The sequence below is a fragment of the Niallia sp. FSL W8-0951 genome, from assembly GCF_038006525.1.
Taxonomy (GTDB): domain Bacteria; phylum Bacillota; class Bacilli; order Bacillales; family Cytobacillaceae; genus Niallia; species Niallia circulans.
The window spans coordinates 2,766,040-2,787,882 of the sequence record NZ_JBBOVK010000001.1 but is presented as its reverse complement, the minus strand read 5'-3'; the positions used below and the strand labels follow the sequence as shown (position 1 = coordinate 2,787,882).

20 protein-coding genes are annotated in these 21,843 nt (G+C 35.4%); 16 read left to right on the top strand and 4 right to left on the bottom strand.

Features of this window, described 5'->3' with window-relative positions:
- The first annotated feature begins 110 nt into the window (after nt 1-110).
- The 10 genes from NSS71_RS13950 (at nt 111) to NSS71_RS13905 (ending at nt 12,308) form a co-directional block, all read left to right on the top strand.
- Complete coding sequence (locus tag NSS71_RS13950) at nt 111-524, top strand: DUF624 domain-containing protein (RefSeq protein ID WP_336044859.1); 414 nt, start codon at nt 111-113, stop codon at nt 522-524.
- Nucleotides 525-586: 62 nt separating this feature from the next.
- Complete coding sequence (locus tag NSS71_RS13945; protein WP_156485428.1) at nt 587-748, top strand: hypothetical protein; 162 nt, start codon at nt 587-589, stop codon at nt 746-748.
- A gap of 19 nt (nt 749-767) precedes the next feature.
- Nucleotides 768-2,519 carry a sensor histidine kinase gene (locus NSS71_RS13940; RefSeq protein ID WP_336044858.1) on the top strand — a complete coding sequence of 584 codons (1,752 nt, stop codon included), beginning with the start codon at nt 768-770 and terminating at the stop codon, nt 2,517-2,519.
- A gap of 4 nt (nt 2,520-2,523) precedes the next feature.
- A complete protein-coding gene (locus tag NSS71_RS13935; RefSeq protein WP_047942315.1) occupies nt 2,524-4,065 on the top strand; it encodes a response regulator transcription factor in 1,542 nt (513 codons plus the stop codon).
- Nucleotides 4,066-4,243: 178 nt separating this feature from the next.
- A complete protein-coding gene (locus tag NSS71_RS13930) occupies nt 4,244-5,539 on the top strand; it encodes an ABC transporter substrate-binding protein (RefSeq protein WP_341151766.1) in 1,296 nt (431 codons plus the stop codon).
- 130 nt (nt 5,540-5,669) lie between these two features.
- Nucleotides 5,670-6,569, top strand: coding sequence for a carbohydrate ABC transporter permease (locus NSS71_RS13925; RefSeq protein ID WP_047942313.1), 900 nt, complete (start codon nt 5,670-5,672; stop codon nt 6,567-6,569).
- 38 nt (nt 6,570-6,607) lie between these two features.
- Nucleotides 6,608-7,480 carry a carbohydrate ABC transporter permease gene (locus NSS71_RS13920; protein WP_445668942.1) on the top strand — a complete coding sequence of 291 codons (873 nt, stop codon included), beginning with the start codon at nt 6,608-6,610 and terminating at the stop codon, nt 7,478-7,480.
- Nucleotides 7,481-7,543: 63 nt separating this feature from the next.
- Complete coding sequence (bglB, locus tag NSS71_RS13915; RefSeq protein WP_341151765.1) at nt 7,544-8,647, top strand: beta-galactosidase BglB; 1,104 nt, start codon at nt 7,544-7,546, stop codon at nt 8,645-8,647.
- 29 nt (nt 8,648-8,676) lie between these two features.
- Nucleotides 8,677-10,662, top strand: a complete 1,986-nt coding sequence (locus NSS71_RS13910) for a beta-galactosidase (protein ID WP_341151764.1) — start codon at nt 8,677-8,679, stop codon at nt 10,660-10,662.
- A gap of 359 nt (nt 10,663-11,021) precedes the next feature.
- Nucleotides 11,022-12,308 (top strand): Gfo/Idh/MocA family protein, encoded by a 1,287-nt coding sequence (locus NSS71_RS13905; protein ID WP_047942310.1) that lies wholly within the window; start codon nt 11,022-11,024, stop codon nt 12,306-12,308.
- Nucleotides 12,309-12,367: 59 nt separating this feature from the next.
- Here the strand turns inward: NSS71_RS13905 and NSS71_RS13900 are convergent, their stop codons facing one another.
- A complete protein-coding gene (locus NSS71_RS13900; protein ID WP_176473299.1) occupies nt 12,368-13,345 on the bottom strand; it encodes a LacI family DNA-binding transcriptional regulator in 978 nt (325 codons plus the stop codon).
- A gap of 218 nt (nt 13,346-13,563) precedes the next feature.
- Between NSS71_RS13900 and NSS71_RS13895 the strand changes: the two genes are divergently transcribed.
- Both NSS71_RS13895 and abc-f read left to right on the top strand, forming a co-directional pair.
- Nucleotides 13,564-13,701, top strand: a complete 138-nt coding sequence (locus NSS71_RS13895) for an RAxF-45 family protein (protein ID WP_341151763.1) — start codon at nt 13,564-13,566, stop codon at nt 13,699-13,701.
- A gap of 285 nt (nt 13,702-13,986) precedes the next feature.
- Nucleotides 13,987-15,873, top strand: coding sequence for a ribosomal protection-like ABC-F family protein (gene abc-f, locus NSS71_RS13890; protein ID WP_341151762.1), 1,887 nt, complete (start codon nt 13,987-13,989; stop codon nt 15,871-15,873).
- A gap of 47 nt (nt 15,874-15,920) precedes the next feature.
- Here the strand turns inward: abc-f and NSS71_RS13885 are convergent, their stop codons facing one another.
- Nucleotides 15,921-16,622: a YoaK family protein gene (locus tag NSS71_RS13885; protein WP_047942306.1), complete on the bottom strand. Its 702-nt coding sequence runs from the start codon at nt 16,620-16,622 to the stop codon at nt 15,921-15,923.
- Nucleotides 16,623-16,993: 371 nt separating this feature from the next.
- On the opposite strand from NSS71_RS13885, the gene NSS71_RS13880 reads away from it, so the two are divergent.
- Nucleotides 16,994-17,572 carry a class D sortase gene (locus tag NSS71_RS13880; protein ID WP_095320538.1) on the top strand — a complete coding sequence of 193 codons (579 nt, stop codon included), beginning with the start codon at nt 16,994-16,996 and terminating at the stop codon, nt 17,570-17,572.
- Nucleotides 17,573-17,817: 245 nt separating this feature from the next.
- A complete protein-coding gene (locus NSS71_RS13875) occupies nt 17,818-18,720 on the top strand; it encodes a hypothetical protein (RefSeq protein ID WP_095320539.1) in 903 nt (300 codons plus the stop codon).
- 55 nt (nt 18,721-18,775) lie between these two features.
- On the opposite strand, the gene hxlB is transcribed toward NSS71_RS13875, so the two are convergent.
- On the bottom strand, nt 18,776-19,333 hold the full coding sequence (gene hxlB, locus NSS71_RS13870; protein ID WP_095320540.1) for a 6-phospho-3-hexuloisomerase: 558 nt from the start codon (nt 19,331-19,333) through the stop codon (nt 18,776-18,778).
- A 4-nt stretch (nt 19,334-19,337) separates the two neighbouring features.
- Nucleotides 19,338-19,970: a 3-hexulose-6-phosphate synthase gene (gene hxlA, locus NSS71_RS13865; RefSeq protein ID WP_047942301.1), complete on the bottom strand. Its 633-nt coding sequence runs from the start codon at nt 19,968-19,970 to the stop codon at nt 19,338-19,340.
- Between the two features lie 177 nt (nt 19,971-20,147).
- Between hxlA and NSS71_RS13860 the strand changes: the two genes are divergently transcribed.
- The gene (locus tag NSS71_RS13860; RefSeq protein WP_047942300.1) at nt 20,148-20,522 is read left to right on the top strand and encodes a winged helix-turn-helix transcriptional regulator; all 375 of its coding nucleotides are present in this window, start codon (nt 20,148-20,150) and stop codon (nt 20,520-20,522) included.
- A 262-nt stretch (nt 20,523-20,784) separates the two neighbouring features.
- Nucleotides 20,785-21,810 carry a LacI family DNA-binding transcriptional regulator gene (locus NSS71_RS13855; protein ID WP_047942299.1) on the top strand — a complete coding sequence of 342 codons (1,026 nt, stop codon included), beginning with the start codon at nt 20,785-20,787 and terminating at the stop codon, nt 21,808-21,810.
- Nucleotides 21,811-21,843 lie beyond the last annotated feature (33 nt).

The window sequence follows — 21,843 nt, the reverse complement described above, 5'->3', positions numbered from 1 at the left end:
TGATAGTTATTAAAATTTTTTGATTGCTTTCCTTTTCTTTACATAATTGTATGTAAAGGCTTACAAATTTGGTGTACAATAAATAAAAATGTAATAAGGGAGATGGGAGATTGGTACACAGTTTAACAAATGGTGCTTATAAGTTTTGCGAATGGGTAACGCGACTAGCCTACGTAAATTTACTATGGATATTTTTTACATTTTTAGGATTAGGCTTTTTTGGATGGATGCCAGCAAGTATTGCTATGTTTTCCATTACAAAAAAATGGGTGAATGTGGAAAGGGATATCCGCATTTTTCCTCTATTTTGGGCCAGCTATAAGCAAGATTGGTGGAAAGGCAATATTCTTGGGATGATTTTCATGCTTATTTTCCTGTTACTTTATATGGATTTTCGGATTATCGGCATATTGGATGGCCCCACAACACTTCTTCTTTTTTTATTTGTGGATTACTTCTTTTTTTTAGTACGACTTTTTTATATCTTCTACCAGTTTACACATACTACGATCTCAAGTTATTAGAATACATAAAATATGCATTTGTTATCGGGTTTCTACGTCCCGCCCATACAGTAGGAATCTTTATGGCTGTATTTTGTATAGCTTTTCTGGCATCACTTCATATAACGCTTCTTCTATTCTTTAGTATTAGTAGCCTTGCATTTGTTATTACTTGGCTGGCTGCCAGAGCTTTTGGCAGTGTTGATCATCGTTTAAAGAAAATGACCCAACAAAGGATTGTTTAAAAATGAAAAGGGGTTAACGATGAAACATTTCATTTTTTCTATTATAAATAAATACCGACAGTTAAAAATAAAGAAAAAGTTGACGTTAACCATTTTATTCATAATGGTTGGTTCCTTATCCTTTATATTAATTGGATTTCAATATGCCTTTCATGTATACGATCAATTGTATTATCAAAAGACAACGGATGTCTTGCATATGTCATCCAAGCAATTAGAAAAAGAATTAAAAAGTATTGAGGAAGTCTCCTTTTCCCTCATGTCAGATAATAAAATTCAAAAAATTCTTTCGGAAATAAAGATGGACTCCAATCCTTACCAGCGCTATCAGCTGGATAACCAGCTTTGGGATCTGCTGACAGAGTACGTGGGCTCTTCAAAATATATTCATGCGATTCACATATTTGATGCAAATGGAAGGGAATATCGAGCTGGCGGATATACATCATCCATGATTTCAAAAAAAAAGGAGAAATGGATTGAGATAGGAGAAGGAAAAAAAGGAGCTAACCAGTGGGTAACAGAGACAGACAGCAATAAGATCTTTGCTATTCGCAAAATCAGAACCCATCAGAACTTGAGTTTAGATAATTTAGGCACACTCCTTATTCAAGTCAATGTAGATAAAATTGTAGAAGACAGTGTATCAGAAAATAATAAAGTGACAAGTAATATGATGATTAGCGGAGAAGATAATCAATTCTTTTATAAAGGAATATTCAAAGAAATAGAAAATATTCCCTATTTGCCGAATCAGAAGGTCGGCTATGAAATTCAGTCAATAGGCGGTCAGAAATACTTTATTACACATACTTCTTCCTCCTATGTTAACTGGGTTTATTGGAATATTGTGTCATTTGATTCGATTATTGCAAAAGTGCAAACTACAAAATACATTATGCTGGCGATTTTCTTTTTGCTGAACTTAGTTGTTTTATTTATGGCAGTCGTTTTTTCTAGTAAACTGACAAAGCCAATAGAACAGTTAGTGTCTGCGATGAAAAATGTCCAAAAAGGAGATTTATCCATAAAAAATACATTGCAGCCTGTGCAAGCGAATGATGAGATCGGCATTCTTACTGATCATTTTATCTTGATGATTGAACGTATTAATACATTAATCAAAGAAAACTATGAGAAACAATTATTAATTAAGGATACAGAATTTAAAGCATTACAGGCACAAATAAACCCCCATTTTTTATACAACACATTGGAATCGATTAATTGGCAGGCAAAGATGAATCGGCAAACTGATATTTCCAGTATGGTGGAGTCATTGGGTTACTTATTGCGGAATGCCATTAGTGCAAAAAATGATGCAGTTCTGTTAGAAGAGGAGATATTTATTGTAGATCATTATATAAGAATACAAAAATATCGATATGGTGACCGCTTAACTTTTCATAAAATGATACCTCCAGAGACGAAAAATTGCTATATACCTAAATTGATGATTCAGCCGCTCGTAGAAAATGCTATTCATTATGCACTCGAACAGATGATAGAGCCTTGCAAAATAACGGTCCGTGCTGTTCTTAGAGAAAATAATTTGCATATTACAGTAGAGGATAATGGACCAGGAATGGAGGAGGAACTATTAGCAAGAGTTAGAAAGCAGGAAGTAAAAACAAGAGGAACTGGAATCGGCCTCTATAATATTGATTCACGGATAAAGCTTCTATATGGTGAGGAATTTGGTTTAATAATTAAAAGTAAACGAGGAACAGGAACACAAGTACATCTAATTATTCCAAATAAATGGCGGTGAGAACATGTATAAGGTAATCCTAGTAGATGATGAAAAAATCATTTTAGATGGCATTTCTAGTATTATTGACTGGGATATGTTACATACAAGGCTCGTGGGTAAGGCTGCCAATGGGATGGAAGCCTATCAATTAATTAAAAATTTACAGCCGCATATTGTTATTAGTGATATAAAGATGCCGGGATTAAATGGCGTTGAGTTAGTTTCTAAAATTAAAAAGGAATATCCTTCTATTCATTTTATCCTTCTATCTGGATTTTCCGAATTTCATTTTGCGAAAAAAGCAATGGAGTATGGAGTTAAACATTATTTATTAAAGCCTTGTAACGAAAAGCAAATTATGGAAGCGATTCAACAGACGATTAGTGAAATTCGGATGAAAGAAAAAAGAAAGCGTTACTTGCTAGAAATGAAAAAGAAAATGGATACTGTGCAGCCTTTTGTAAAAAAGCAATTACTGACAGAGCTTGTTACTAGTAAAAAATCAGAAAAAAACGTTTTAGCCTATTATCAAAGAATTTTTCATACTAGATTAGAAGATAAGAAAGTTTTTGTTGTGCTGTTTCATCTCGAAGGAGATTTTAACTATGAACATTTATTTATGTTAGAGAATGTTGGAAGTGACATTTTTGGATCACCTATTCTATCGTCTAATATCGGAGAATATATTTTGTTTCTAGTAGATGAAAATAATGGCCAGGATGAATTACAAGAGAGAATTGAAGAGATCCGTAAAAATTTCTATGCTGTCTACGAAATGGATATGACGGTTGCTGTGAGCGGAGCAGGTCCTATTACATTAACGCGAAAACTTTATCAAGAAGCGCTTGAATGTCTAAGTCATCGTTTTTATTTAGGAGAGGGAAGCATAATAACAAAAAAAGATATTCAGCAGGAACAGGAAATAAATAACTTGGAATTTGGAGATTTACCATTGTTTTTAGAAATAAAATCAGGAAATTGGAATAAAGTAAAGCAAGAGATGGACGATATATTCCAGCAGATTGCAGCTAAAAGAGATCCGATTCATTTGACAAGAACCTATGTTATTCAACTTTTTCTCACCATGATCCAAACATGCTGGGCTAAAAGTCTGCCTGACTATATGGGGAAAATCTCTTATTTACTAGAAGTCGATAGCATTCAGGCCATGAAGGAGTTTTTACTCCATCATACAAAGGAAATCACCTTTATCTATTATGAAAAACATAAATCTTCTCAGTCGCATATAATCGAGCAAATGAAAGAAATAATTAATAGTGAATTAAGCAATCCAGCCCTTTCTTTAAAGTGGGTTGCTAAACAGGTTTATATGAATGCAGATTATCTAGGCAAATTATTTAAGCAAGAAACAGGGGAAAAGTTTTCGACATATGTGACGAGAATGAGAGTGAATAAGGCAATGGAAGAAATTCAGAAGACGGATGATGTAAAAATACTAACACTGGCAGAAATGATTGGATTCGGCGATAATCCGCAATACTTTAGTCAGGTATTTAAAAAACATACGGGATATACCCCTTCTGAATATAAGAACGCACGATAAAAAGCTCCTAATCTCTTTGGGAAAGAAGAGATTAGGAGCTTTTTACTGATGAATTTTCTAAAATAAATACCTCTGTTTTTTAAACAGGATTTCTCTATTTTTTATATTCCATCATGTGGTAATAACATTTAGAATCATGATGAAAGCACTTACAATAAAGAAGGAAGAGGGGGATTTGGTGAGGAAGATTCTCATTTTAGCCTTAAGTCTGTTTGTGGTAACAGCATTTAGCGGTTGTAGTGCATCTAGCAGTAACGAATCAGATGGAAAAAATGGCAGCGACAAGATTACCATCCGGTTTGCGTGGTGGGGTGGTCAGCCTCGTCATGATTACACAACAAAAGTTATTGAGATGTATGAAAAGGAAAATCCTAATGTGAACATCGAGCCAGAGTTTGCTAACTGGGATGATTATTGGAAAAAGTTAGCTCCGCAGGCGGCAGCAAACCAATTACCTGATGTAATTCAAATGGATATGGCCTATTTATCTCAGTACGGTGAAAAAGGACAATTGGAAGATTTAACACCTTATCTTGAAAATGGAACAATAGATACAGCAAATATTCCTGAAAATAATATTTCAGGAGGGAAAATCGATGATAGCCTTTATGGGTTACCAGCAGGTGTGAATGTATTATCCGTTATTTCCAATGATCGCTTATTAAAAGAGGCTGGAATTGAGTTTGACAGCCAAACTTGGACATGGGATGACTATGAAAAAACAGCCTTGCTGCTACAAGAAAAACTAGGAATCTATGGTTCGAATGGGATGCATCCCCCAGATGTATTCTTTCCGTATTATTTAAGAACACAAGGGGAGCGTTTTTATAAGGAAGATGGTACAGGGTTAGCTTACGAGGATGATCAATTATTTATTGATTACTTTGAAAGACAATTGCGCTTAATTGAGGCAGATGCATCTCCAACACCAGATGAACAAGCACAAATAAAAGGGATGGAAGATGATTTTATCGTAAAAGGTGCTACTGGATTTACATGGAATTACTCTAATCAATACTTAGCATTCTCTCAATTAACCGATGATTCTCTTACCATTAACTTTCCTCCAGCCCAAGAACAGGAAAGTGCCTTATTCTTAAAACCAAGTATGTTATTCTCTATTCCGAAAAGTTCGAAGGTAAAAGAAGAGGCAGCAAAATTTATTGATTACTTTGTGAATAATGTGGAAGCAAATAAATTGATTAAAGGAGAAAGAGGAGTACCAGTTTCTACTGAAGTATCTGAGGCAATCAAGCCAGAGTTAAGCGAGTCAGAAACAAAAATTGTCGAATACGTAGAAGCTGCGGCACAACATGCAAGCCAGGCAGATCCGCCAGATCCGATTGGAAGTGCAGAAGTAATTAAAGCACTGAAAGATGTTTCCGATCAAATATTATTTAAACAAATTAAGCCAGCAGAAGGTGCAAAGAAATTTAGAGAACAAGCAAATGAAATTCTAGGAAGAAATAAATAGAGAGCTCCTGTAGCTATCTATTAAAGAACATTTTCATGAAAGCACATATCCAACCTTGACCAAATGCACGAAAAGTTCTATTTTGAATGATTCGTGCTTTATTTCTGATTAGAGAGGAGTTGTCTTCGTTATGAAATCACGTGCATTAAAAGATAATTTATCCGGATATGCTTTTATATCACCATTTATTATTGGATTTACAACATTTACCGTTGTTCCGATGCTTATTTCCTTATACTTATCCTTCACTAATTATGATTTATTTACAACCCCGACATGGATAGGGCTTGGTAATTATAAAGAAATGTTCTTTGGAGATGAGAAGTTTTGGAAATCATTAAGTGTTACTTTTTATTATGTACTTGCAGGGGTTCCTCTACGTTTAATGTTTGCTTTATTTGTAGCAATGCTTTTAAACCAAAACATGAAAGGAATAGGGATTTACCGCGTACTTTTTTATCTTCCATCGATTATCGGAGGTAGTGTGGCAGTTGCGATTATGTGGCGTAATATTTTTGGTAACGAAGGAGTAATCAATGCGCTATTGTTCTTTATGGGGATTGATAACAAGATTCTGTGGTATCAAGATCCGACAAGCGCTTTATGGACATTGATTCTACTTGCTGTATGGCAGTTTGGTTCTTCCATGCTTATCTTCCTGGCAGGACTAAAAAATATTCCGCCAACATATTATGAAGCGGCAAGTGTAGATGGCGCAAATGCTATTCGCAAATTTTTCAAAATTACATTACCGCTTTTAAGCCCCATTATCTTTTTTAATTTAGTCATGCAAACAATATCTGCCTTTATGACTTTTACACCAGCTTACATTATTTCTAAAGGGGAGGGTGGTCCTCTAGATGGTACTTTACTATACCCACTTTATTTATTCCAAAAAGCATTTAACTTTTTCCAAATGGGATATGCTTCTGCCATGGCATGGGTAATGTTGATTATCGTAGGCCTTACCACACTCATTTTATTTAAAACATCATCTTTATGGGTTTATTACGAGTCGAAGGAGGATTAATAAAGGTGGAGACATTTAAACAAGCAACCAATAATGTTATCGAACCAGACATCAGGCCAACAATAGAAAAGAAAAGAAAAAAGATAAGACCGAAAAAAATACTCTTTCATCTGATTACTAGCATCATTGCTATTATTATGCTCTATCCTGTCATATGGTTAATTGTGAGCTCCTTTAAAGAAAGTTCCTCTATCTTTGTTACTGCTCATTCGCTTATTCCGGAAAGATTTATTTGGACCAACTATGCAGATGGCTGGCAGGGAATTGCTGGACAGTCTTTTGGTACTTTCATTAAAAACTCCTTGATTATTGTTGGACTTTCCACCATTGGTGCGGTAGTTTCATCTGCGCTAATCGCTTATGGATTTGCGAGAATTCAGTTTAAAGGCAAAAGCTTTTGGTTTGCATGCATGATGGTGACGATGATGCTTCCACACGAAGTATTAATGATTCCTCAATATATCATCTTTGCCAAAATAGGCTGGATAAATAGTTTTAAACCAATCGTTGTTCCACAGTTTTTTGGGCATGCCTTTTTCATCTTTTTAATTGTCCAGTTTATTCGTACCATCCCTGTAGAGTTAGATGAAGCAGCTAGAATAGACGGGTGCGGCCGCTTTAGTATCTTCTTTCGCATCATATTACCTTTGATAACACCTGCGTTAGCAACATCTTCTATATTTTCGTTTTATTGGAAATGGGAGGATTTAATCAATCCAGTTTTATATTTAAATAAAGCAGAATTGTACCCTGTTTCTCTAGCTCTAAAATTATTTTTAGATACGGAGTCAGCATCAAATTGGGGAGCAATGTTTGCTATGTCTGTTGTCTCATTATTACCAGTTATTTTGATTTTCTTCGTATTCCAAAAGTATATTGTGGAAGGTATCAGTACAAGTGGCTTAAAATAGCAGCGGAAAAAAGAGATCTTTTCAGTTGAACATTTTCTTTATTCTTTACATGGAGGGAAAGAGATGGTTGATACAAGACTTTTGTTAGAAAAACAAAAAGTGGTTGGTTCGATAGAAAAGTTGATAGAGAATTTAGCGAGTATTAAAGATCAAACAGGTGAGTACTTACTACATTTTGATGGAGTTGTGGTGGATGATAAAAGCTGGGAAGTATGGAATTGGCCACAGGGTGTAGGCTTATATGGAATCTATAATTATTGGAAAATATCGAATGATCAAAAGGCAAAGCAAATAATCACAGAATGGTATTACCGAAGATTAAAAGAGGGAGTTCCACCTAAAAATGTCAATACGATGGCGCCTCTGCTTACCTTGGCATACCTATATGAAGATACAAGGGATCAAACGTATTTACCTTATTTAGAGAAGTGGGCTGACTGGGTGCTATATGAAATGCCAAGGACAAAAGAAGGTGGACTTCAGCACATGACCTTTGGACCTGAAAATAAAAATCAGCTATGGGATGATACACTAATGATGACTGTTTTACCTCTTGCAAAAATTGGAAAACTGCTTCATAACCAAATGTATATAGAAGAAGCGAAAAAGCAGTTTCTAATTCATACAAAATATCTGTGTGATCGAAAAACGGGATTATGGTTCCATGGCTGGACGTTTGAGGGGGATCACCATTTTGCGGAGGCTCTATGGGCACGAGGTAATTGCTGGATTACCATTGCTATTCCTGAAATAATCGATTTGCTTGAACTGCCAAAGGGAGATTTCTTTCGTGAATATTTATTAGAGACACTAACTAGGCAGATAGAGAGATTAAAAGAATATCAACATGAAACAGGTATGTGGCATACCTTGATTACCGATCGATCCTCCTATTTAGAGGCATCCGCCACGGCTGGCTTTGCGTACGGAATATTGAAAGCAGTTCACAAAAGGTACATTGGCTCGGAATATAAAGAGGTTGCTTTAAAGGCAGTACAGGCAATTATCCAAGAAATAAATGAACAAGGTGCTTTACAAAAAGTATCAGTAGGAACTGGAATGGGAGAAACACTGGAATTTTATCGCCAAATTCCGATGACTACGATGCCATATGGACAGTCATTAGCGATTTTATGTCTATCCGAATTTTTATACAGTTATTGTTAGCAGAAAGTTATAAGGAGGAGGAAATAAATTTGCAAAAGTTATATCATGGTGCAGCCTTCTATCCAGAGCTATGGGATCAAGAAATTATTGAAGAAGACATCCAACTAATGAAAGAAGTAGGAATTAATGTGGTGCGTATAGGTGAATTTATTTGGTCCTTTATCGAGAAAGAAGAAGGAAATGTGAATGTTTCTTTTTTGAAAGAAGTGATTAAGAAATTGAAAGATAATGGTATTGATACTATCCTATGCACACCGACTGCAACACCGCCAATCTGGATGTCCTATCAACATCCAGAACGTATGTATGTAGATAAAAATGGTACTGTTATGAGTCATGGAGCAAGGCAGCATGTATGTACAAATAATGGCTATTTTCGTGAAAAGGCAGCCATTATAACGGAGACACTGGCAAAGGAGTTAGGAGAGCTGCCTGGTATCATTGCCTGGCAGTTAGATAACGAATTTAAATGTCATGTCGGAGACTGCTTTTGTGATACTTGTAAATCTGAATGGCATCGTTGGTTAAAACAAAAGTATGAAACAATTGAAAATTTAAATGAAGCGTGGGGCACACATATATGGAGCCAATACTATCAAACATTTGAACAAATTCCACAGCCTAAACAAACACCTTTTTTGCATAATGCATCTTTATTAACAATGTATAAATTATTCACACATGAAAAAATAGCAGAGTTTGCAACAGAGCAAGCCGCTATTATTCGTCAACATTCAAATGCACCTATTACACATAATGCAACAGTCTTTTTTGATCTGGATCAAGCATTATTGTTTGAAAATCTAGATTTTGCTTCTTTTGATACATATGCGGTCCAGGAAAATGCTAGTTCCTTTATGATGCTGTGTGATTTGTATAGAAACATAAAGAAAGATAGCCCATTTTGGCTGATGGAAACAAGTACTTCTTTTAGTGCATCACTGGAAAGATATGCAAATCCACATTTAGATGGTTATTTGCAGGCAGAAGCAGCATATGCTTATGCTGCAGGAGCTGAAGGTTTTTGCTACTGGCTTTGGAGACAACAGCGAAGCGGTTGTGAGATTTCTCATGGATCTGTTATTAGTGCTTGGGGAAATCCAACAATTGGTTATAAAAATGTATTAGAAGTAGAACGAATTCGAAAAGAATTAGAACCGCTTCTGCTTCATACAAGGCCAAAGCAAGCAGAGGTGGCGATTTGCTATTCGGACCAGGCTAAAGCCTATTTTCAAACAGAGCCATTTAATGGAGTTCAATATAAACAGATTTTAACGAGTTTTTATGAACGCTTCCTTTCTTTGGGCATTCAACGTGACTTGATTATGGAAAAAGCAGACTTAGATGGTTATAAAATATTGTTTACCCCATTTATTCCTTATCTTTCAACAGAGTATATAAAAAGAGCCGAAACATTTGTTGAAAAAGGAGGGATTTGGATTGTGGGCCCGCTTACCGGAGGACGTACGAGTGAACATACTATCCATACAGATTGTGCACTTGGAGAGCTAGAAAAGGCAGCAGGTACGGAGGCTTTATTTACAAATCCATTAGACGGAACGAATACATTAGGGGAAGCGTTTGGAATCACAGCAGAGTTAGGCTTATGGAGCACTATTTTTAATACCGAAAAAGAAGGAAATATAGGCTTAATCAAAGAAGGACTAGGTGCTGGAGGAACATTTATCAAAGAGACTAAAAGGGGCAAAGGAAAAATAGTTATGCTTGGCAGTTTTCCCCTTGGCAAATCAGGAGAAGAAATGCTGGAGGCATTGATTCAGCATTATGCAGAAATAGCTGCTATAAGACGGGAGATAAAAGCCACTCCTGGTACTGTTCTTATCCCGAGAATCGGAGGGAATGCCACTTACTGGGTTGCGATAAATATGGATGGAGGAACTGGTGACATAACCGTGCCAGAAAATAGTTGGGATTGGAAAAGTAAGAAAAAATTAGTGGAGGGAACATATAAAATTCCGGCCTATAGCTACAAAATAATAATGTCCCAAATATAATGCTTGTAGCTCCTAATAACAAAGTGGTATTAGGAGCTATCAATCTAATTATGTTGTATTTTCACATAAGGATGTGGTAAAAGGGGACTTTTAGATGGTTGATATATAGGGAAAGTTCCTTTATAATCGAAAATAACAACGTTGTTATTTTCAATTGTACTCTCTATTTATTTTGATCCTCGATTGTAAATATTGCACAGCAGATAGCTTCATTAATTTATTAATAAAATGTAAACGTTTTCTATTGTGTGTGCTTATAGTACTTTCCATGTATACAAAGTTTCTTGATGTGGTTAAAAACAACAATAAGTTTATGTTAGGCAGTAATCAAAATGGTTAAACAATAAGGAGGAAAAATTATGAAGAAGAAAACATATGCATTAGTGGGAACAGGTGGACGGGCGGAATTTTTTTATGGAGCAGTTGCGCGAGATTTTCGAGATACTGCAGATTTAGTAGGTTTTTGTGATTTAAATCAAACGAGAATGGATTATGCTAACCATCTATTAGAATCAAAGTATAGTTATAAAAAGGTTCCAACATATACAGCAGATCAATTTGAACAAATGCTGAAAGACCAAACCCCAGATTACTGCATTGTTACAACAATGGATCGCACCCATCATACATATATAATAAAAGCGATGGAATTGGGATGTGACGTTATTACAGAAAAGCCATTGACGATTGACGAAGAAAAGGCACAGTGTATTTTAGATGCAGTGGAACGTACAAATAGAAAACTACGAGTAACTTTTAACTATCGCTATGCTCCCCATAATACCAAAATTAGAGAATTAATTGAAGATGGAGTAATTGGAGATGTGCATGCTGTACATTTTGAATGGCTGCTGAATACAGAGCATGGAGCTGATTATTTTAGAAGATGGCATCGGGATAAACGGAATAGTGGCGGCTTGCTTGTTCATAAATCAACTCATCATTTTGATCTTGTTAATTTCTGGCTGCAGTCCTATCCAGATACTGTTTTAGCAATGGGGGACTTGATGTTTTATGGAAGAGAAAATGCGGAAAAACGCGGAGAAACTAAGTTTTATCAAAGAGCTTATGGCAGTAAATATGCAAAATCGGATCATTTTGCCTTACATTTAGAAAAAAATGAGCACTTAAAGGAAATGTATCTGAATGCCGAAAAAGAAGATGGATATCAGCGAGATCAAAGTGTGTTTGGAGATGGTATTAGCACAGAAGACACATTAGGGTTAATAGCTAAGTTTAAAAATAAAGCGATTCTCACTTATTCTTTACATGCTTATGCACCGTGGGAAGGATTCAATGTTGTTTTTAATGGATCAAAGGGCAGATTAGAAGTCAACGTAGTCGAAAAATCATATGTTAATTCAGGAGGTAATAAGGAAGAGGAAGGAGCCTTATCCTCAAAATCTATTACTGTGCATCCTATGCTAGGAAAACCATATGAAGTAGAGATAGAAGAGGGAGAGGGTGGTCATGGTGGAGGAGATCCAATATTGCTTCGCGATATATTTGGGGAGCCTGTCGAAGATCGGTTTCATCGTGCCGCCACCCATATTGACGGCGTGAAATCTATTTTAACAGGGATTGCCGGAAATATTTCTATAAAAACTGGCATGCCAGTAAAACTAGATTCATTGGTGAACTTTTAGATAGAGTGTTAGTTTGACAGGAGGAAATTTCTATTTTCATAGAAGTTTCCTTTTATTATCTAGGAGATTTTTGTGCAGGAATTTGTAATTTTTAATTCTGGTTCCATAAAAATTTTAGTTTCTACTTCTTCGTCGTTAATCACTTTCATCAATATTTCAATTGTTTTTTCACTAATTTTGTCTAGTGGAACTCCGACTGTTGATAGGGGTATATCAAAATGCTCTAGTGCTGGAAAGTTATCATAACTAATTATAGAAATATCATTTGGTATGGATAAGTTAGATTCATAAATAGCTTGAAGAGCACCGCGCGCAAGGTCATAGCTCCCTGTAAGAATGGCAGTTGGCCGTTTAGCTAAAGTTAGTAATTGCTTAGCAGCCTCATAGCCGTCATATTGTTCAAAATTATTCACTCGTATTTTTTGAAAAGAATAAGTCGGTAATTCCAACTCTAAAATCGCCTGTTCAAATCCCTTGACCTTTTCTTTTTGCAGTTTATCACCTTCTACATCTCCAATATAGCTAATGTAACGATGCCCCATCTTATAAAGATATTGCGCAGCTTGATAAGTTGCTTTTTGGCGATTTACATCAATAACAGGATAAGGAGTTTGCTTATTGGCTAGTCCATGCATAACAATAGGAACATCTGAATAAGAAGAAACGATGGATTGACTAGAATCAAATACTAGTATGGCATCTACTTGATAGCGGCTAAAGATTTTTAAAGCAGACTCTACTTCATTTATAGATATCAATGTTGTATAAGAAAGCTCCTCCAATTCCTTGTTAATAGTTGTAATAAGCTTTGAGAGAACGGTTTGTTCAATGGTAGGCCACACAACACCAATAGTAAAGGATTTTTTGGAAACAAGGCTTCTAGCTGCAATATTGGGTTGATAACCTAATTCATTAGCAACTGCCATAATGAGATCCTTCGTAGGTTTCTTTACTAATGGACTATCACGAAGTGCCTTTGAAACGGTGGAATAGCTTACTCCAGCACTTTTAGCTATATCTTTAATAGTGACACTCATCTTCATCCCTCCGATTCATCCATAAATAAAAATAACAACGTTGTTTTCATTTTATTATATCCACTGCTTTGCTTTTTAACAAGAAGGCCTCTTCGATAGAAAGAAACTTGATAAATTAGTGAATATTATTTTGATTCGAAGTTTACTGATTTTTCTTGTGTAGTATGCCTGATAAAGGTATAATAAATTTATCTTACAAAGAAAAGAGGTGGGAAAGGATGTTAAGTTCAACCGTTTTAGTGCAAGGTTATATGATGGAAAGTCTTTATATTAACCGTGCGAAATTTGCGATTGTAGTTGTTAACGGGATAAGTGTGCCCTTTTTTAAACAACTATATAGCAAATTAAAACGGTGAAAACATCTCTTACCCACATCTAATGGACGGTAAAAGGAGTGCATTTTCATGCGCTCCTTTTTGCATAGATTTATAAAAATCAAAAGTCTTTAGAAAAGTACATGGAAATTTTTACAGTTATACATGTAGAGGGTTATATGGATAGAAAAGAAGATAGGTCTTTTCTATAACAGATAAGTCATGGAGAAGTTGTTTTCCATGGCTTTTTGTGTTGCTTTAAATGGACTGGAATCGTCCGTTTAGAGGTTGGGAAAAGAGATAATCATAACAAAGGAGAGCGGTAAAATGATTATTTGCAGCGTAAATAAGATAGCGAAAATGTATGGAGGAAACACGATATTTGAAGATATTTCTATAGAGATCAAGGATAAGGAAAAAGTAGGTCTTGTTGGCAGAAACGGAAGTGGCAAGACAACCTTGTTTAGGCTTCTAGCTGGGAAGGAAACACCAGATGCTGGGCAAATTCATTGGAAAAAAGGCATGAAAATTGGGTATTTAGAACAAATACCAGAATTTAAACCAGAATGGATGGCAAAGGATGTTTTAAAGCAAGCATTTTCAAATTTAGTTATCATCGACGAGAAGATGAAACAGATGGAACAGGAAATGGCGAAGGACAATTCTCCAAGCCAATTACAGCTTTTAATCGAGGAGTATGGAAAACTGCAAGAGTTTTTTACAAATGCTGGCGGATATGAGATGGATGCCAAAATTGAAAAGATTGTAAACGGGTTAAACATTCAACATTTAGTAACCAAAAAATATGGAGATTTAAGTGGAGGAGAACGAACTAAAATTGGTTTAGCCATGATTCTTCTGGAAGAACCAGATTTCCTTTTATTAGATGAGCCGACGAACCATTTAGATTTAATGGCAGTGGAGTGGCTAGGAAGATTTCTTCAAGATTATAGTGGAACCATTTTACTTATTTCTCATGATCGCTACTTTTTAGATGAAGTAATTCAAAAAGTCATCGATTTAGAGGATGGAGAAGTAACGACCTATCATACTAATTTCACCAATTTTACGAAGGAAAAGGAAGAAAGACTTTTAAGAGAATTCCAAGCTTACGAGGAGCAGCAAAAGAAAATCAAGAAAATGAGGGAAGCGATTAAACGCTTGCGTGAATGGGCCAATCGTGCCAACCCGCCTAATGAAGGACTGCATAAGCGTGCGCGAAACATGGAACGGGCTATAGAGAGAATGGAGAAATTGTCTCGGCCAAATATGAATAGAAAGAAAATGAATTTTGAAATGGAATCAAGTGATCGAAGTGGCAAGGATGTGATTCAACTTCGTAATGTTTCCAAAAAATTTGGAGAGCAAATCCTCTTTCAAGATGTACAGATGAAGATTAGCTACAAGGATAGGGCAGCTATTATTGGAGAGAATGGCACAGGGAAATCAACTTTATTAAAAATGATTCTTCAGCAAATCAAGGCAGATGAAGGAGAAATAAAGATCGGTAGTAATGTTAAAATCGGTTATCTTTCTCAGCATACCTTAACAGAAATGGAAGGAGAAACAGTTATCGAGGCTTTTCGAAATGAAGTATCTGTGACAGAAGGGGAGGCTCGACATATTTTAGCGCAATTTCTCTTTTATGGATATTCTGTTTTTCGAAAGACTGCCAATTTAAGCGGCGGAGAAAGAATGAGGCTGCGATTAGCACAGCTGATGCATCAAGAAATTAATCTGCTTGTATTAGATGAACCAACGAATCATTTAGATATTGATTCTCGTGAAGTATTGGAAGATGCTCTAGAGAATTTTGATGGTACTATTCTTGCTGTTTCCCATGATCGCTACTTTTTAAATAAGCTTTTTCGAAAGATTTATTGGATTGAGTCACAAGAGATTCAATGTTATGAAGGAAATTATACGTATGCGCGAGAAAAGTCACAGGAAAGGAAAAGGACACAAGTGCCTATAGACGAAACAATAACATCGAAAAAGAGGATGCAGCCGATTAAGAAAAGACAAAGAACCGAATCTGCCGTTAATCCAGTGGATTTGGCAAATGAACTGGAAGGATTGGAGAAGGAGATATCAGAAGTAGAGAGAAGAATAGAAACAGAGACGGAATGGGAGAGCTTAGCGCAATTTTTATCGGAAAAGGAAAGGCTGGAAAGAAGATGGGAGGAACTGTATACCCTTATGAATAGCAAATAAAAAGGAGAAAGGCTGCCAAGACTCAGCCTTTCTCCTTTTTACATTAATTATTGTGCACAACGCTTACGAATATATCCTTTATCTTTATGATAGAGAACTAATGCAATAATTAAAATGATGGCAGATATCCAGATAGCTTTATTGCCAAATTGAGTGGTTGTAAACGTTCCTAGTAGCGCTCCGAAAATAAAAGAGCCAATTATAAGGGAAAACTCTTTAAATTGGATTCTTGCCTCTTGACTTTGTTTAATAAAAGCAGCATAAGCCGCTTGTGTCGCAGTTCGTAAATTACCAGTAGTCATAGTAGAATTATAGGCCCATTTATCGAGTTTATTAAAAGTAGATATTTGTAAGGAAGATACAAAAGAAATACTTGTTGTCACAATAATGTTTGGTATAGATGCCGGCAAGAAGCCAACGGTAATTAAGACAATACATTCCAATATTAGAATCGAACGTCTATAGCTGTATAAGATCTCTCTTAAAGAAGGAATCTTCACAATTTCTGAGACTAGGACTCCTAAAATAAAAGCTATTAACGGTGGAATATAATGAAGGGATTCTCTCCATTCGCCAGTCGCTGCGTTCACTGCAAACAAAACAATATTCCCTGTTTGCGCATTGGCAAATACGCCGTCCCTGCTAATAAAGGTATACGCATCTAAAAAGCCGCCAACCATTCCCAATAAAGCGGCTAAGAATACAGAATTAGAAGATAAAGAGGGAATTGGTTTTAATTTATCAATCATGGTATTACGCTCCTTGCGAGATAATTCTTTCCTGAAAGCTATAAGGAAAAACATTACTATCTTAACATAAATCGTTTCAGGAGGATTTGAATAAAAACCGAATTTTTTATGGGTTAATATATTAAACGCTTTCTCTTTGTTTTAAACAAAGTAAAAAATGTCAATTATTTTTTTTCTACTTTTTTGATAGTAAGTACGTGTGAATAATATGTATGTATGTTTGTAATGAGTACAAATAACAAAAAGTAGAGAAGGAAAGCTATTGCCAGATACTGTGACAATAGCTTACAATTTAATCAAAGTAGAAATTATACTGGTCGTAATACGAAATAGTTGTTTTAATAAATTAATGAAGAAAGGCATAGGATGATATGAAGTGGACTAAATGGTTATCCCTCCTGCTTATAATAGGCGGAGTATTTTTTATTGGGTATGGCGTTTGGAATATAATGGATACGAAAGCGCAAACGGAGAACTCTTTATCCGAAGCTAAGGCAGCCATTAACAAGGGGAATGAAAAGTGGGTGGATAAAGAAAGTAAACGTTTTGTCCCATCTATTGGAGATGCTGTTGGGCTATTAGAGATTGACAAAATTGATGGGGAGTTACCAATTGTGGAAGGGACAGATCCAGATGATTTGGAAAAAGGGGTCGGACATTATAAAGGCAGCTTCTATCCAGATGAAAATGGACAAATCGTCTTATCGGGCCATCGTGATACGGTTTTTAGGAGAGCAGGAGAATTAGAAATAGGAGACGAGCTTAAAATTGTTTTGCCATATGGGGAATTCTCTTATCAAATCACTTCTACTAAAATAGTCGAGGCCGATGATCAATCGATTATTACACTAGATGATTCACAAGAAGAACTTATCCTGACAACATGTTATCCATTTCGCTTTGTAGGCAATGCACCGCAGCGTTATATTATTTATGCTAAAAGAATATAGTGATTATACCAACTCTGTAAATGAAAAAATACTCGTAACAGCAGATAAGAAACTACACATATTATCTTAATACGTACACCACTTAGTTATTAGTGGTGTATTTTTTATCTGCTGCATTTTAAATGCATAAAAAAATTATTAAAAAATGTAAAGGCGGAACTTTACATAATAAAATTCGTATTATTAATATCTAATTTATGCTTTATAAATTAGATAATGTTTCTAAATGGAAGGGGAGAGATGAGATGGCATGGCTGCTTCTACTTACCGCTATTATGGTTTGGATTATTTTATTTCTGCGCACAAGACTCACCTTTAAATTTGGTGTATCTCCTAAAGTATTAGAGATTCAGCCAATTAAAGGGTTAAAAAAACTAAGTGAAGACCTAGAACATTCTCTTACTAGAAGTTATATGGAAAATGTAGAAGAACGAGTAAGGAGGGAGAACAAGTTAAGAGAAAATGAGTATGAATGGCGCTTACTTGATTTAAAACGATATTTTGTTTTAACCTCTCTTTTAAAAGAATCTCCTATGTTTAGCGTGAAAGTTGATGAATTATGGCATCAGATGCTCATGTTTACCCGAGAATATAAGGATTTCTCCCATAAATACTTAGGCTCTACTCTCCATCACAGTCCTAATGTAAAGGGGAAATCTAATCCTGATCTACGGGGATTCTTTGATTGGGTTTATGCAGAGCTTTTTCTTATAAGAAAAGAGAATATCTATTTATATAAGGGATTTTTTCGACATCCAGTTCATCCAACTATTATCGAAGACTTTAAAAACTTAGCTGAAGACGACTTATTTAATCGATATTTTAAAACGGACACGAAATATCATACTACTGTTTATGCGCTGATTACCGCTATGAAAAAGTCGGTAAAGAAGGTTAGAGATTATCAAAAAAGTACCATCTATGACAAAATGAAAAAAAGTAAAAGGGAACAAAAATTCAATTCCATGCTTATTCCTTACTTATCTGTTTCTTATTTTCATTACGCTGAATTTTCCAGTTATATGAAAATGAGTAGTGATAGTTCAGCAAGCTGCACTAGTTGTGGAACTGGGTCGGTATTCTGTTCGTCTGATAGCGCTTGCTCCTCTGATAGCTCCTGTTCAAGCTGTGGTGGAGGTTCTGATTAGTAGAAGAAAAAGATAGATAAAGCATATGTCTATCTTTTTCTATTTTAGGAAAAATCTATTCTAAATTAGCATGCTTCCCATACATTTTACTGGAATCCAATTCTTTTATTTCCATGTATTTTAAAATTACACTATCCAAGACGATAAGGAGTAACTGTTCGAATAAGGAACCCATTGGTTGAATACTTTTCGCTTCTTTATTACCTCGATCTTTTGGTGAACCAGGCATTTTAATAACTTGGTCAGCCAGTTTCCCAACAGTAGAATCAGGAGAAATAGTTAGAACTGTAATATTCCCACCAATACTTTTTGCTTTTTCTACTATGGTTAGAATACTTTTTGTTTCGCCAGAACCGGTTCCTACGATGAGAAGGTCATCCTTTTCATAGGTAGCAGTAACCGTTTCTCCAATAACGTAAGCATCAATTCCCATGTGCATCATTCGCATTGCAAATGATTTAAGCATAAATCCAGAACGACCAGCTCCATAAACGAAAACTTTTTTTGATTGCAGAATACGCTCGACAAGCTTTTCTAAGTCCTCATTTGCAATAAGTGCTCCTGCCTGCGTTAATTCCTGAATGACTTGGTCAAGATAATCGCTTGTTTTCATTTACTTATCCTTGAGCAATTAGTTCTTTAAATTTAGAAGCAGCTTCACTTAAGTTCTCTTGGCTAGTAATTCCCCCACCAACAATAACTAAATCTGGTTGAGCAGCAATAACTTCTGGCAATGTTTCTAGTTTTATGCCACCTGCAACAGCAGTTTTCGCTTTTTTGACAACACTCTTAATTGCTTTTAAATCTTCAAAAGAGTTTTTGCCAACTGCTTGTAAGTCATAGCCAGTATGAACACAAATGTAATCAACACCAAACTCATCAAGTTGTTGTGCGCGTGTTTTAATATCTTTAACAGCGATCATATCGACAAGAATTTCTTTGCCAAGCTTTTTCGCTTCAGCAACTGCACCTTTAATAGATTCGTCTTCAGCAACAGCTAAAATAGTGACAAGGTCAGCACCAGCATTAACTGCTTGGCTTACTTCATAACCAGCTGCATCCATAATTTTTAAGTCCGCTAATACAGACAAATTAGGAAAAGCTTCTTTTACTTGCTTAACAGCGTGAAGGCCTTCATTTATTACTACAGGTGTACCAATCTCAACGATATCAACATATTGTTCAACCTGAGAAACAACCTCTATTGCTTGTGGGATATTAACTAAATCTAATGCTAATTGTAATTTCATTTTGTTTAACTCCTTTTCTTTTTTTCATTTTATCTTGCACGCAGAATACTGGAAATATGTCTAATTTCTGTACAACCGTTATTATACGTTTTATAATCCATTTAAGTAAGTACGCACTTTTTTTTTATATAGTGTCTAAAAGTATACTAAGTATCAATTAAGGAAAGAGGAATGATGATGGAACGAATGGCAGGCAAAGAATTTAATTGTGAGAAAGAACTAACCTTAAGTATAATTGGTGGAAAGTGGAAAATGTTAATTCTTTGGCATTTGGGTAAGGAAGGAACAAAGCGCTTTGGAGAACTAAAAGCTTTAATTCCCGGAATTACACAGCGTATGCTTGTCAACCAATTGCGTGAGTTAGAAAATGACTATATTGTAAAACGAGTTGTTTATCCAGTTGTCCCTCCAAAAGTAGAATATTCCTTAACAGATGAAGGAAAATCGCTTATGCCTATTTTAGATGCTATGTATAGCTGGGGACGAAATTATATGGATACGGTACTTGAAAGTCCTCCTGTGATAAAGGAATTAGAATCGATAGACAAATAATGTTAGGATAGTAAATAATGAACGAGAGGATATGTGACAGTATAAGCACAGAGAGTGACTCTCAGTGCTTATATTATAGAAATGGGAATATAAATCTTGGCTACCATTTTAATATTTTTTATTGATATAAAGCTCTTCCTATGGTATATTCTACATATGCTAGTGCAATCGTTTGCACGAAAAGGTGAATGATAGAACAATTTTTTTAATATAAAATGATAGCGTTTACCATTATTGTGCTAAAAATAACGGAGGGGAAAGTATGGCAGTAACCATTAAAGATGTTGGTAAATTAGCAAATGTTTCTCCATCCACTGTTTCAAGGGTACTGGCGAATCATCCGAAAATAAGTGATGAAACAAAGCGCAAAGTCCGGGAAGCAATGGAGGAATTAGGATATCATCCAAACCTTCAAGCAAGAAGCTTAGTAGTTAAGAGCACGAAAACAATCGGAATTGTTATGCCGCATTCGACAGAAAGGGTGCTAGAAAACCCATTTTTTCCAGAAGTTTTAAGAGGTATTAGTTTGGAGGCAAGAAAAAGTCAGTTTGGCATTTATTTAACAACCGGAGCATCAGAAGAGGAAATATTGCAGGAAGTAATCGAGATGGTCCAGGGGAAAAGGGTAGATGGCATTATTCTATTATATAGTAAAACGAATGATAAAATTATGGATTATCTTTTACAAAATAAATTTCCCTTTACTGTTATTGGGAGGCCCTATCAAAATGCTGAAAGAATTACATTTGTGGATAACGATAATGTGTTTATTACGAAACAAATTACCGAGTACTTAATTCAATTAGGTCATCAGAAAATTGCCTTTATTGGAGCCAATATGGAAATGGTTTTTACGATTGACCGTTTGAAAGGTTTTAAACAAGCATTAAAGGAAAATGGAATTGCTTATCAAAAAGAGTTAATCATTTATGATAAGGAATTAGTGGATCGAACAAAAGAGAAGCTTACAGAGATTTTGAATTTGGAAAGCCGACCGACAGCGCTTGTTGTCTCCGATGATTTTATTGCCATTGAATTAATTAGCTATGCAGAGGAACTTTCCATATCTATTCCAGAAGATTTATCCATTGTTGCATTTAATAATATTTCAACTGGTAAGTATATGAAGCCTTCTTTAACAAGTGTGGATATTAATATTTTTCAGCTTGGTGTTGAAGCAACCAAGTGCTTACTCGATGATATTACGTATCCTAATGCTGTAACTAAGCGAATTACCGTACCTGCGAAAATGGTGGAAAGAAACTCTTGTTGTCGAGTAGCGGAATAAAACGACCTTTAATGTGGTAATAAAACAGAAATT